Source organism: Bacteroides reticulotermitis JCM 10512, from assembly GCF_000517545.1.
In the GTDB taxonomy this organism is placed as follows: domain Bacteria; phylum Bacteroidota; class Bacteroidia; order Bacteroidales; family Bacteroidaceae; genus Bacteroides; species Bacteroides reticulotermitis.
In genome coordinates, this window is the sequence record NZ_BAIV01000016.1 from 104,949 (window position 1) to 118,932 (window position 13,984).

11 protein-coding genes and 2 pseudogenes are annotated in these 13,984 nt (G+C 37.1%); 3 read left to right on the top strand and 10 right to left on the bottom strand.

Annotated elements, in window-relative coordinates; translation table 11 throughout:
* Positions 1–72: 72 nt before the first annotated feature.
* Positions 73–954, bottom strand: coding sequence for a CPBP family intramembrane glutamic endopeptidase (locus JCM10512_RS11305; protein ID WP_044163122.1), 882 nt, complete (start codon positions 952–954; stop codon positions 73–75).
* Between the two features lie 101 nt (positions 955–1,055).
* On the opposite strand from JCM10512_RS11305, the pseudogene JCM10512_RS11310 reads away from it, so the two are divergent.
* A pseudogene (locus JCM10512_RS11310) lies at positions 1,056–2,101 on the top strand (leucine-rich repeat domain-containing protein).
* 122 nt (positions 2,102–2,223) lie between these two features.
* On the opposite strand, the gene JCM10512_RS11315 reads toward JCM10512_RS11310, so the two are convergent.
* Positions 2,224–3,843: an ABC-F family ATP-binding cassette domain-containing protein gene (locus JCM10512_RS11315; RefSeq protein WP_044163124.1), complete on the bottom strand. Its 1,620-nt coding sequence runs from the start codon at positions 3,841–3,843 to the stop codon at positions 2,224–2,226.
* 203 nt (positions 3,844–4,046) lie between these two features.
* On the opposite strand from JCM10512_RS11315, the gene JCM10512_RS11320 reads away from it, so the two are divergent.
* Positions 4,047–4,628: a nucleotide exchange factor GrpE gene (locus JCM10512_RS11320; protein WP_044163126.1), complete on the top strand. Its 582-nt coding sequence runs from the start codon at positions 4,047–4,049 to the stop codon at positions 4,626–4,628.
* A 54-nt stretch (positions 4,629–4,682) separates the two neighbouring features.
* Positions 4,683–5,857: pseudogene (gene dnaJ / locus JCM10512_RS11325) on the top strand (molecular chaperone DnaJ).
* A gap of 151 nt (positions 5,858–6,008) precedes the next feature.
* Here dnaJ and JCM10512_RS11330 read toward each other — a convergent pair.
* The 8 genes from JCM10512_RS11330 to JCM10512_RS11365 form a co-directional block, all read right to left on the bottom strand.
* Positions 6,009–6,803, bottom strand: coding sequence for a polysaccharide biosynthesis/export family protein (locus tag JCM10512_RS11330; protein WP_044163129.1), 795 nt, complete (start codon positions 6,801–6,803; stop codon positions 6,009–6,011).
* Positions 6,804–6,848: 45 nt separating this feature from the next.
* The gene (locus tag JCM10512_RS11335) at positions 6,849–8,255 is read right to left on the bottom strand and encodes an undecaprenyl-phosphate glucose phosphotransferase (protein ID WP_044163131.1); all 1,407 of its coding nucleotides are present in this window, start codon (positions 8,253–8,255) and stop codon (positions 6,849–6,851) included.
* Positions 8,256–8,293: 38 nt separating this feature from the next.
* Positions 8,294–9,049, bottom strand: a complete 756-nt coding sequence (locus tag JCM10512_RS11340; protein ID WP_044163133.1) for a WecB/TagA/CpsF family glycosyltransferase — start codon at positions 9,047–9,049, stop codon at positions 8,294–8,296.
* 26 nt (positions 9,050–9,075) lie between these two features.
* On the bottom strand, positions 9,076–10,149 hold the full coding sequence (locus JCM10512_RS11345; RefSeq protein ID WP_044163136.1) for a glycosyltransferase family 4 protein: 1,074 nt from the start codon (positions 10,147–10,149) through the stop codon (positions 9,076–9,078).
* A 323-nt stretch (positions 10,150–10,472) separates the two neighbouring features.
* The gene (locus tag JCM10512_RS11350; RefSeq protein WP_044163138.1) at positions 10,473–11,618 is read right to left on the bottom strand and encodes a polysaccharide pyruvyl transferase family protein; all 1,146 of its coding nucleotides are present in this window, start codon (positions 11,616–11,618) and stop codon (positions 10,473–10,475) included.
* Between the two features lie 14 nt (positions 11,619–11,632).
* On the bottom strand, positions 11,633–12,610 hold the full coding sequence (locus tag JCM10512_RS11355; RefSeq protein WP_044163140.1) for a nitroreductase family protein: 978 nt from the start codon (positions 12,608–12,610) through the stop codon (positions 11,633–11,635).
* Positions 12,604–13,701 (bottom strand): glycosyltransferase family 4 protein, encoded by a 1,098-nt coding sequence (locus JCM10512_RS11360; RefSeq protein WP_044163142.1) that lies wholly within the window; start codon positions 13,699–13,701, stop codon positions 12,604–12,606. Before JCM10512_RS11360 ends, JCM10512_RS11355 begins: the two co-directional genes overlap by 7 nt.
* 13 nt (positions 13,702–13,714) lie before the next feature.
* Positions 13,715–13,984 (bottom strand): serine O-acetyltransferase (locus tag JCM10512_RS11365; protein WP_044163144.1); only part of this gene is annotated, 270 nt, incomplete at its 5' end.

Here is a 13,984-nt window from a genome sequence, read left to right on the forward strand (position 1 = left end):
TTTCATTGCGACAGTTATAATCTCAAAAAGACTGTCGCAATGATTCGATTCCATTTCGATCTATCTTCTTAATTAGACATTAGCGATCGCTTCCCGCTTTTCTCCCCACCATATAATTAAAGGTATAAATATTAAGAGCAAGACGGTGCAGACGAGAGAACCTTCAAAACCGAAAGCTCCTCCGTTTATTAAATCTTCTTCCGGCAGATGCAAAGAAAGCATAGAAGTCGTGAACTTATTGCCGCTTACCTCGTATCCCAGAATAGGGCCTTGTATCCAATTCCAGAACAAATGGAGTGCAATGGGAAAACATAAATTCCGCGTATATAAAAAAGAAGAACCTAATAGAATTCCTGCAAGCACCAGATTGAGCATAGGCAAGAAAGCGATATTAGGATTAGTCAGATGCAATGCGCCAAACAGTAAGGATGTAAGCAACAGAGATAGAAATTTATTCAAACGGGTACGCAACAAATGTCCCAAGATAAAACCACGTACCAAGCATTCTTCCGTTAGCGAAACTAATAAGTAGAAAAACCATGAAGCTCCCAAAGCTTGCCAATCGAAGTGAATCCCTCTAATCTCTACAGATCCGGCCAACAAAGACCAACCAAAACCGATGGCGTATAATAATACAGCACACAAAGTACCATAAAGTAATCCGATGGAGTGTCCTTTCAATCCCAAACCTAAATCGGAAAAAGGACGACGCTCCAGACGAAGCAGTATAACAGCGGGAGTGAGTACCGCCAGCAACATACTACCTTCTATCATTATGTATGGAATCAATCCATCGTTTTGAACTTCCTTTCCTACTATCCAAGGTAAAAGTTCAAAAGCAATTGTAGTATACAATGCTGTAAACAATAAGAATCCTGCCACAAACAGCAAGACAGCCCCCCATACAGAAAGTCCCCTATTGTGTTTTTCGGTTCTAATTTCGTCCTGTCCCATTTTTATAATTGTTAATCACATAGCAAATTTAGCTATAAAACATGAAAAAAAACATATATCCTCTATTTTTCATATATTTGTCTGAACAATTCTGCATAACCATGAAATTAAAACAATTACTGATTAGTTTTCTGTTGGCAACAGGCACGCTGCAAGCAGCTGCACAAGTAAGTAAAACCTACTTTGTTGCAAAACCCGGAACACTAATCTCCATGATGACCGAAGAGGAAGCCAACAGTGTCACGCACCTCACACTAACAGGGAAAATCAACGCTGAAGACTTCAAGCATCTCCGTAATGAATTTGCCAGCCTTAAAGTATTAGACATTTCTAATGCCGACATCAGAATGTATACCGGAAAGTCCGGGACTTATCCCAATGGTAAGTTTTATATCTATATGGCTAACTTTATTCCTGCATATGCTTTTTCCGACATTATCGATGGCGTAACGAAAGGTAAAACGACGCTTGAGAAAGTAATTCTTTCTGAGAAAATAAAGAATATTGAAGATGCTGCATTCAAGGGATGCGAGAATCTCAAGGTTTGTCAACTCCGTAAAAAGACTCCCCCCAATCTATTGCCCGAAGCATTGGCTGATAGCATTACCGCTGTTTTCGTTCCGCTGGGTAGCAGCGATGCTTATCGTATCAAAGACAGATGGCAGAATTTTGCTTTCATCGAAGGAGAACCGACAGTAGCAATATACAAGTGGGAATGATGGGTAAGTTGGAAGACGAAGTAATGAAAGCCGGACTACAACCCAAAGATATTAACTTCCTGACGATAGAAGGTAAATTGGATAATGCTGATTTTAAATTAATACGAGATTATATGCCTAATTTAGTTTCGGTTAATATTTCGCGTACCAATGCAACAGCTATACCCGACTTCACCTTTTCGCAAAAGAAGTATCTGCTAAATATTCAATTACCACACAATCTTAAAATTATCGGCCAACGGGTATTTAGTAACTGTGGACGTCTTACAGGCACATTAGAACTTCCGGCAAGTGTTACCGCCATTGAATTCGGTGCATTTATGGGATGTGATAACCTTCGCAGGGTTGTGGCATTGGGAAACAAAATCACGACTGTGGGTGATAATCTTTTTGGCACCGAAGGTCCTAGCAGACTAATCTACAAATAAGAATATACGATAGACAAAAGAAAAAGTGAATAGGAAACTATGGTAAGCCGATGGCTTCTATAAGTTTCCTATTCACTTTTTTATATACTCACAACCTGAGTTCTTCAGGTCATTCTATCCATTTATTTATCTCCGTACATCTTGGTTCTCAACTCCTTGATGTGATCAGAAGTGATGTATTCATCATATTCCATCATCTTATCAATGATACCGTTCGGCGTCAATTCAATGATACGGTTTGCCACCGTCTGAATAAACTCGTGGTCATGTGATGAAAACAAGATATTCCCTTTATACGTTTTCAGGTTATTGTTGAAAGCTTGAATAGATTCTAAGTCCAAGTGGTTGGTCGGCGTATCCAGAATCAAACAGTTTGCATTACGCAATTGCATACGAGCAATCATACAACGCATTTTCTCGCCTCCTGAAAGTACACTTACCTTTTTCAACACCTCTTCACCGGAGAATAGCATACGGCCCAAGAAGCCTTTCATATAAACTTCATTCCCTTCACCAAACTGACCTAACCAATCCACTAAATTCAGATCCGAGTTGAAGAAGTTGGTATTATCCAATGGCAAATAAGCTGTTGTGATCGTCACTCCCCAGTCATAGCGTCCAGCATCCGGTTTTACCTCTCCGTTAATAATATCGAAGAAAGCTGTCATAGCTCGCGGATTCCGTGATAAGAATACGACCTTATCACCCTTCTCTATATTAAAGTTTACGTCGTTGAATAATACATCACCGTCTTCTGCCTTCTTTGACAATCCCGATACTTCCAAAATCTGGTTACCCGGTTCACGTTCCGGCGTAAAGATGATTCCCGGATACTTACGTGAAGACGGTTTAATCTCTTCAACGTTCAACTTCTCCAACATCTTTTTACGGCTGGTTGTTTGTTTACTCTTCGCCACATTAGCGCTAAAGCGACGAATAAACTCTTCCAATTCCTTTTTCTTCTCATCGGCCTTTGCCTTCTGGTTCTGCTGCTGACGAAGTGCCAACTGGCTAGACTCATACCAGAAACTATAGTTACCGGCAAACATATTGATTTTTCCGTAATCAATATCTACCGTATGGGTACATACTGAGTCCAGAAAGTGGCGGTCGTGGCTTACAACCAATACCGTATGTTCACAATTTCCCAGATAATCTTCCAACCACATTACGGTCTCCATATCCAAGTCATTGGTAGGCTCATCTAAAAGCAGGTTATCCGGATTACCGTATAATGCTTGTGCAAGCATCACACGAACTTTCTCCTTACCACTCAACTCGCCCATCAATGTATAATGCTTATCTTCTTTTACTCCCAAACCGCTCAAGAGCATAGCTGCGTCACTTTCGGCATTCCATCCGTCTAATTCGGCAAAGCGTTCTTCCAGTTCAGACACCTTCATTCCGTCTTCATCTGTAAAATCTTCTTTAGCGTATAGCGTATCGCGTTGCTTCATGATATCCCAAAGCACGGTGTGCCCCATCATTACAGTATCCATTACTGTAAAAGAATCCCATTGAAAGTGGTCCTGGCTCAACACGGATAAGCGTTCACCAGGTCCTTGAGTAATTGTTCCCGTAGTAGGGTCCAAATCACCATAAATCGTGCGAAGAAAGGTTGACTTCCCAGCACCATTCGCACCAATTATACCATAACAGTTACCACTGGTAAACTTCATGTTCACATCATTGAACAACACCCTTTTACCAAATTGGACTGAAAGATTTGAAACTGTAATCATCTTCTTTTATCTATTTTTCTATTCTACTTTTACTATTTACCAATTGAGGGTGCAAAGGTAGGTATTTTAAATGAATTATGAGCTATGGAGAATGTGCCAATCTGACATAAAAGTGTTACCTTTGCAACGTTTTTTGGCAAAACAGCCAACTTGGCAAAGTTTTTGTCTGCACCATTAACAAGAATAAAAAATAAGAATAAGATATGGATCCAAAAGAACAAAAAGTAAGGGAAGAAGAACTGAATGCAGAAGAGACTCAGTATACGACTGAAGAACAAGTATTAAATGAACCGGCAGAAGAAGCGACTCCCCTAACGGCAGAAGAGCAATTGGCTAAAGATCTCGAACAAGCTCAAGCAGATATCGAAGAGCAAAAAGACAAGTATCTCCGGTTATCCGCAGAATTCGACAATTACCGTAAACGTACCATGAAGGAGAAAGCGGAATTGATACTGAATGGCGGCGAAAAAAGCATTATCAGTATTCTACCTATTCTCGATGACTTTGAACGCGCCATTCAAACGATGGAAAAGGCTACTGATGTAACCGCAGTGAAAGAAGGCGTGGAATTGATCTACAATAAGTTTATTGCTGTTATGGGACAAAATGGCGTAAAAATGATCGAAACCAAAGATCAACCTTTGAATACAGATTATCACGATGCAATCGCTGTTGTTCCTGCTCCGAGTGAAGAGCTAAAAGGTAAAATTTTGGATTGTGTTCAAAACGGATACACACTGAACGACAAAGTCATCCGTCACTCTAAAGTGGTGATAGGAGAATAATCTCCACAGACTTCAAGCTTACAAATTAACTATCAAAATCGACAAAAAAGTAAGATGGCAGATAAAAGAGATTACTATGAGGTGCTGGAGGTGACGAAAGAAGCCACAGTAGAAGAAATAAAGAAAGCCTACCGTAAAAAAGCAATTCAATATCATCCGGATAAAAACCCGGACGACAAAGCTGCTGAAGAAAAATTCAAGGAAGCAGCTGAAGCTTATGATGTTCTGAGCAATGCGGACAAACGTGCCCGCTACGATCAGTTCGGACATGCTGGCATGAGTGGTGCTGCAGGCAATGGTGGCCCATTTGGCGGAGGTTTCGGCGGACAGGGAATGTCTATGGATGACATTTTCTCCATGTTTGGCGATATCTTCGGAGGCCATAGTGGAGGTTTCGGAGGCTTCGGTGGATTTGGTGGCGGAGGTTCTCAGCAACGCCGCTATCGGGGAAGTGATCTTCGTGTGAAAGTGAAACTTAGCCTCAAAGAGATCTCAACGGGAGTAGAAAAGAAATTTAAACTTAAGAAATATGTAGCCTGTGACCATTGTCACGGTTCGGGTGCGAAGGTACCAGCGGTTCGGAAACTTGTCAGACTTGTAAGGGAAGTGGTTCGGTAATCCGCAATCAACAAACCATTCTAGGCACCATGCAAACTCGTGTCGCTTGTCCTACATGTAATGGTGAAGGAAAGATCATCAAAAACAAATGTAAGAAGTGTGGTGGCGACGGTATTGTATACGGTGAAGAAGTTGTAACGGTTAAGATACCTGCCGGAGTAGCAGAAGGCATGCAGCTCTCGATGAGTGGTAAAGGCAATGCCGGTAAGCATAACGGAGTACCGGGCGACTTACTCATCTTGGTGGAAGAAGAACAACATCCGGATTTAATTCGTGATGACAATGACTTGATCTACAATTTACTGCTCAGTTTCCCCACAGCCGCATTAGGTGGAGCTGTAGAGATTCCGACAATAGACAATAAAGTAAAAGTAAAGATCGAACCGGGTACACAGCCGGGTAAGGTGCTTCGTCTCCGTGGCAAAGGCCTACCCAATGTTAATGGCTACGGCACGGGTGATTTACTTGTCAATGTTAGTATCTATGTACCGGAAACACTCGCTAAAGAAGAAAAGAGTACGCTTGAAAAATTAGAGTCTTCGGACAATTTTCAACCTAGTACTTCCGTGAAAGAAAAGATATTCAAGAAGTTTAAAAGCTTCTTCGATTAAAGGCAATATTCTAAAAGAAAGAAGGGGATGCATTGAAATGTGCATCCCCTTCTTCTATTTTAAGCGGTCTTGAAAGTTTATAATAAACGCTGTCATCATTTATAATAAACGTCACTACAGTTTATTATAAACTCATAGATGTTTCTTGCAGTTATTTTAAAATATTAATTAATAAGCTGGCAACAGAAACTAGAATAGAAGTCGCCGAGAACCACAAACTTGTACTCGTACCCACATCTGAATTTCGTGCCTTAGCCTTATTAGGTGTTATATAAATAATATCGTTCTGTTGCAGCCAATAGTATGGAGATAGAATCGTTTCGGCTTTATTCAGATCTAACGTAACAATCTCCTGTCTGCCATTGGCATCTTCCCGGATCAGTTTCACATTGTCACGAATACCATAAACCGTCATATCACCCGCCATGGCCAAGGCTTCCAACAGGTTTACTTTCTCATTTGTGATTGTGAATGTACCTGGACGAGTCACCTCTCCAATCACGGATATTTTATAATTCACCATGCGAACCGTCACAATAGGAGTATCTTTGATAAATGGCTGCAACTTATCCACAATCAACTGTTCTGCCTGATGTTTGGTCAATCCGCCTATCTTCAACTCACCCAATATCGGAAACTTGATTGTTCCATCATTATCTACCAGATACTGTTGTAATACCGGCTGCGTGGTTGCGTAATTCGTTGCCATATTGGTAGGTGTAGCGACTGTCAAATTAAAAGGAGCAGCCAATTCTGGACTTGAACAAGAGACAACAATTGTCAGCAAGTCTTTAGGCAGGATCTTGGCATCGTACAGCTGCACTTGTTGTCCTGCCTGAGTAACCGCTTCCACATCTTGCAGATAAGGAACCTTTTTATACGACTGACAAGCAGCCAACAAAAAAGAAACCAGTAAAAAACAGAGTAATCGATTCACTTTTCTCATAACAAATTATATGTAATTATTATTATTTCATTTTTAGTCTCTCTATCAATATGCCTCTTTCTCTCCGCGTAGAGCATTAAGAACTGTACGGTAAATTATATAAAGATCCAGAACAAATGTCCAGTTCTCAATATACCAGATGTCGCGCATCACTCGCCCTTCCATCTGCCAGAGCTCCTTGGTCTCTCCTCGGAAACCACTCACTTGTGCCCATCCCGTGATTCCTGGTTTCGCAAAATGACGTACCATAAACTTATTAATCAACCTTGCATATTCTTCTGTATGTTTCAACATATGTGGCCGAGGTCCGACAATTGACATATCTCCTTTCAATACATTAATAAATTGTGGTAATTCATCAATACTCGTCTTCCGAATAAACTCACCAACGCGCGTTTTTCTCGGGTCATTTTCCGTAGCTTGTAGTACATCGCTATCCTTATTCATCCGCATCGATCGGAATTTATAGCACCAAAACTCTCGTCCATCCTCTCCGCTCCTCCTTTGTTTGAAGAAAATCGGTCCGGGAGAGTTCAGCCTTATAGCAGCTCCTACAATCAGATATATAAAAGGAAACAAGGTAAAAATGAATAAAAGAGAACAAACCACATCAAAGGCTCGTTTCAATATTCGGTTCTCAGGCATAGTTAATGGTTCGCGATGAATTGAAAGCACCGGTACATTCCCCAGCAATTCAAACCACATCCTTCGTTTCAAGTAGTTTCTCACATTAGGAACACTAAAGAAACGTATCAAATGATTCTCGCAATAGTTGATAATTGGCACAATCTCCTCACTACGTGCCGATGGCAAACTACAATAAACCTGCTCCACTCGCCCGCGGTGTCTCTCCAAGAAAGCAATCACCTCATGTGGCTGACCTAGATACTCAATCTTCTCCGAGTATTGTGGGAAAGGAAAATCATCAAAGTAGCCCAATACGTGATACCCTGAAGTAATATCATCCGTCATGACATGATACAGTTCTTGCATATTCTCATGAGCTCCCACTAAAACCGCTCCCCTTCTGTTGCCTCCTTTCCGACGATAAATCTTCAGGAAATAGCGAAATACAATTCGATAAAGTACATTCACCAATCCATAGACCAAATAAAACAGAATAGTAATCAACGAAGGCACCCCTGCCCAATGACTAATAGAGAGCAAAGTGATCGAAAGAAGCGCAAAAAGAATCATATTCCGAAATACATGAGTCACAATCTGTTCTATGCGAATCACCGGACGATGAAGCACCACACCGGTCTGCATTGTGCAAACGGCATAGCAAAGTGTCATAAGTACGGCTCCATGCGAAGGAGATATATACCCTTGTGCCCAAAAGCGTTCACCAAAACAAACGATAAAAAAGGCAAAGAGTAAATTTAGCAAAATGATGTCTCCAAAGAGAATAAGAAACATCAATATTTTATTAAATCGTTTGATTTCTAGCATAGTGATCTATTTTCTAAGTATAATGCAGTTAAGATTATCTATTCAAAAGGGTTTTCATATTTTCCGAATAATTGCTTTCCGAAGTAATAAAAGAACTTCATGTCATCAACAAAGTATCTTTTCAAAAGCCTCCTAGGCTCTTTTATACAACGAAATAACCATTCCAATCCTATTCTTTGCCAAAATACTGGAGCTCGTTTGAGTGTTTTTGCCTCAAAATCAATTGTAGCTCCTAATCCCATAAATAGTTCTATTTCAGGAAGTTTTTCTCTATATTTAGCAATCCATTTTTCTTGTTTAGGTGCCCCTACTCCAACGAGTAATACATTAGCTCCTGAATTCCGAATAATATCAATAATTATATTACACTCCACTTCATTTTTCTCAAAGCCATAAGAGGGTGATAAAGCGCCTACTACAATTTCTCTTCCAATGGCTTTATTTATTTCTGCCATTGCTTTTATAGCAATTCCCTTCGCAGCCCCTAAAAGAAAGATCTTACAGTTTTCATTATCTTTATGATATTGATAAAATGCTGTAAAAAAACTGGATCCTGGAATTGCTTCTGGCAATGTTTCCTTAAGAAGTTTTGACATTAGATATAGCACTTTACTATCACAAACAACCCAATCAGCTTGCTGATATACATTATAAAATTCTTTATCTTTCTGGAGTTTAACCAAGTGATCAATATTTGGGGTCACCATAAAACCTTTTCTCAGGTTATTCAAAAGTTCTTTTTGAGTAATAGAACATATGTTCACATTCAATACTCGAACCACATTTTCAGCCATAATTAGGTTATATAAGAAACAAGGAACTAATGCAACAAAGAGTTATAGATAGAAATCAACCGTTTAAAAACATTTTCAGGGAAATAAGGTTGAACTATTCGAAAACTTTCCTTCCCATACTCAGAAATCAAATTTGGATGCTCAATAAACAGCTTTAGTGCATCCGCTATTTGTACTAAATTTCCCGGTTCTATCAATATTCCATTCACTCCAGAATGTACCACTTCTGATATTCCACCGACAGGTGTAGCAATAATAGGGTGACTATAACTCATAGCTTCCAATATTGCAACGGGAAGGCCTTCATTATAGGAAGGCAATATATAAACATCTTCCCAATTTAAACAATCAACTTTCTTTTGCCCTGAAATCCAACCTTCATAAGTTATAAAAGAGGATAGTTCATGTTTTTTAATAAAAGTTCTAATATCACCATCGACTTCGTTTCCCCCTAATCGGAGCATAATTTTATCTTTAAAATAGCCCTTATTATCAGATAGTGCCTGCAATAAGTCAAAACCTCCTTTACGTTTACTAATTTCCCCTAGATACAACAAATGCAACCTATTATCTATGCGCGAAGTAGGTTGCAATATAGGAGGAGAAATAACATTATTCAAAACTTCTATTATATCCTTTCGAACGCCAATTGAGACAAAATAATCTTTCCACGAATACGATAATACAATTAAATAATCACAAGTATTAATGGTATCAATAATCATCTGTTTTTCTCTCGAATCTTCATAGAAAGTCGCAAAATCAGCTGCATGTTCATGTAGAATTATTTTCTTGCGGAAAGTTTTCCCCAACTTTATGAATATTTTACACCTGTAAAACGAAGCATTTGCAGCCCCATGAATATGAACTATTTGAATATCTCTATCCAAAAGACAAAGCCAACATACCCTAACCACTGCTTGGAGAAAATAACATATCTTCACTAGTTTATTACTTAATTTCCATGTTGGAATAAAGCGCATTTTCTCTATATATTTATCGTATGAGACAAGTACTGCAGTCATCCCTCCCTTGGTCTTTTTAGAGACGCCAAGAAAAAGAATTTTTTTCGACAACTCTTCTGTTACAATTTCGACCATTGATATATGTTTTTCATAATATAAAACTACTTTTCATTCTTATTTTTCAGTTCAATTTTCTTTATTATATTCCACCGAGTTTTTATATGAAATTAAATTCTGTAATTCTTTGAAGATGGTAATCCTCAAAATATAAGAAAGACAATACATACTTATTTTCATGATTATTATCTTATATAAATAGCTATAAAAACTTTATCTTTCAATTCCGAATCTATTATTTCTGAACAGAATAACACTTGTTTCTGGCATAAACAAATACAACTCGCAATCCGCCTATATTCCTTTCTAATAATAATCAAATCACTCTAAACTAATTTACCTCATGAGGATATAGTTTTATCTAGAAAATTGTAATACTCTTCCCTTAGTTGTATTCTTTTCTCTTGTATTTCAAGCAAATGAGAAGTAAAATAATCAATACTGGATATTATCTTCTCAATTATGGCAACAGCAGTCATTTGAGTGCGATTTTCAATAAAACAAGAATCCTTTAGTCCAAAAAGCTTTAAAAGATCCTCATGCTTAGATTCACCTTTATTATTAGCAAAAGTGAGGTCGGGAGAATAGTTGACAACTGGAGTATTATTTATTATTGCAAAAATGCTATCATGAAAACGATGAGTAATCATGCATTTAAAATATTTATAAATACCCAACTGTTCTAGAGGAGACATATCATTTAAAATATAATCAGCCCAATGCGCAGGTCGCAGAGAGGCTATTTTATAACCTTTATTTTTCAATTGAAAAGCTACCTCTTTTGCCCATAAATCATCTTTTAAAGTATGAAATCCAATTATCGGCTGATCAAAATCATACTTTTTTTTGCTACGTATATAAGATTCGACATGATTGTAATCAATATCCAAGGTAAACGTTGGGTCGGCAATTAAGTCTATCTTCTCTTTTGGAATAAAATGGCTAATTAAGCGCATAGTAGCCATATCTCTCACTGATATACCAGAATAGGATAGAATAGTATCCCTCATTTTCTTTTTCTGTATTTCTGAGAGTAATTCATAGCTAACGTTTTTAGCAGAAGCAGCCAATAAATATTTATTTGCTAAAACTTGAGAGGACAGCCAATAAGAAGATAAACCATCATAAGTATTAGGCAGCCTATCTAATTCTAATAATGTATCTGCTCCCACATAGATGCAATCATATTGTTTAGATTGGATATGGTCAAGTGCTTTTTGTACATCTCTTATAATGTATTCTCGGGAAACTTCCAACCGCCTTCTAACAAATCTTCGATATTTCAATATTCTAGCCGCATCATTGTAAAGGGTTGCCAAAGTCATATCAGTCTTGTAAGGCTTAATATCTTGCTTGAAACCATGGAAATCTATAATTTCAACTAAAGCCAATGGGAATTTCCTACGAATAGCCAACATAGTAGCGTAAGCTTGTAAATTAGTTCCGCAGTTTAAATCTCCATAGTAAGTCAATATTCCTATTTTCATTTTTGTTCTTTCCTCTATATAAATTGAGTATACTTCATATAATCAGTCCTATGTGAAACAGCTACTTTATATTTTTCTTTATAGCTACCAACGCCAATAAGTACAATTGGGATTTCATTCTCAGGGATATTCAATTGTCTCTTAATATTATTAATATACTTTTGTTTATGTCCCATTGTCAGAGGGATATTTGCTACGCCTAAGTAATGTAAAGCATACATTAAGTTCATCGCATATAATCCACCGTCCACATATACCTGATGAAGTTCATTTATATTATAACTACTTAAATCTCCACACACCAGAATACCATATTGCATTTTCGAAGAAAACCCCTTACATCCTTCTTGCAAATTAAATAGTTTTAATCTTTTTGAGTTACTACAAAAAACGTATATCCTCCAACTCTGTCTATTACAAGCTGAAGGCGTCCTTTCACATAGTTTTAATGCCGATTTTATAATTTCTAAATCTATCGGAATATCCGAGAAATCGCGAATAGAATAACGCGACTGAGAAAAAGTGCCAAAATCGAGTAAAGAAAGTCGCTTAGTTTCCGAAAAATCCAAATTCAGAATACCACCAAAAGAGGGTTGTGGAATAATACAATTTCGCTCGCACAAACGATCTAGATGATCTCTCACTTCCTGCATATCAGCACCATTTTTTTCATTAAAAATGAGATATTGATTAATAATAGAAACAGATTCTTCTACAAATTCGACATCTCCATTAATTTCCACAAAATGCTGCAAATCATTAATTAATGATAAAACTTTAGGCCTTCCAAATCCCACTTTCATACTGCCCATTGACATACCCTTTTCTATCGCATGCGTTCTTATCATCAAATCCGTGCGTAATTTTATAGGATCCTTATATCTCTTTCCGTTAGCAATAAATTTAGCATAGAGTTTTATTTCATACAATTTTTCGTGAAAAATTCTAAAGAATAAAACAAGCTTAGATTGTTTCAGGTATGACTTTAACATGACCGAATTGTTTTAAAATACTCTAGATACTGCAAGGCAATGCATTCCAAACTATAATTATCATTTATATATTGTCGCAAATTCCTTTTCATAGTATCGCGTTGCGTTTCTGATAAGTCAATCACTTGCTTTATTGTTTTTTTTAGTGATTCAATATTATTAACCTCAAACAAAAAACCATTCACTTTATCTACGATCTTCTCATTAAATCCATTAATATTACTAGCTATAACAGGCAAATTGTAATAATAAGCAATCATCTGAGGCCCACTTTGTGCTACTTCTTCATAGGGAAGAACCAAAAAATCATGCTTAGTAAATAATTCTGCAATCTCTCTATCATCAATTCGGTTGAGATAAGCACTGATACATTCACAATCAGATATAAGTGAAGTGTATTTTGCAATTTCTTCACACTTACCAGCTATAGTTAAATGAATCTTCGATTTACTTTCTTCAGAAAGCATCTTAATAGCAGCAATCAATAAATCCAAACGCTTATTACTTTTTATATTGCCGAAGAACAATAGATTAGTTTTACTTTTATCTATTCGATATTTAGATGTTTGCACATCACCATAGCCTTTTACAGTCATAGGGCAATAAAACACTGATTTTTCTGGATATTTTTCCTCAAAGAAAGAAGTTAAATGCTTAGAGAATATCTGAAAATAGTGATTTTTTCTAAAAATGTAATTGATATAGCAAGTCATCAATCTTCTATTTGGCCAACCTTGATAAGGAATTACGTTATGAGCTGCATGAATAACTGGTATCTTTTTAGAATATGTAAACAGTACAGGATAATAGAAGGGAGTTCCCAAGTAATCAGAATAAATAATATCTATATTCTTTTCATTTATCTCTTTAAAAATAGTAGCATAGTCTAAAACAATTCTCGGGTCCTTATATCTATATCTCAGTTTGTACTTTCTACAATTTAGAGATTCCAAAATATCTATGTTGCTTCTAGAGCCTTGCAATACAATCCATTCTATATCTAAATCAGAATGCTTTTGTAAATATGGAACTAATAAGAAATCTACGTCAATAAAATAATCGGCTGTTATCCAGTATATTGTTTTCTTCATATCAGAAATAAGTTTAACTAAGAACGATGTTAACTTTTTCGTTATCTTGTTTTATAATGATAGGAGATGGCGATACTACAACCGCATTTCCAGGCACATCTTTCACAACGACCGCACCAGGTCCAATCTTTGAGCCATTGCCAATTTTAATATCACCAAGAAGTATTGCATGAGCTGTAATTACAACATTATCACCTATTATAGGCTCTTTCAAGTTTCGACTACCAATAGTAACATTCTGATATATTATACAATTTTTGCCTATACTTGAAGCATTAACAAC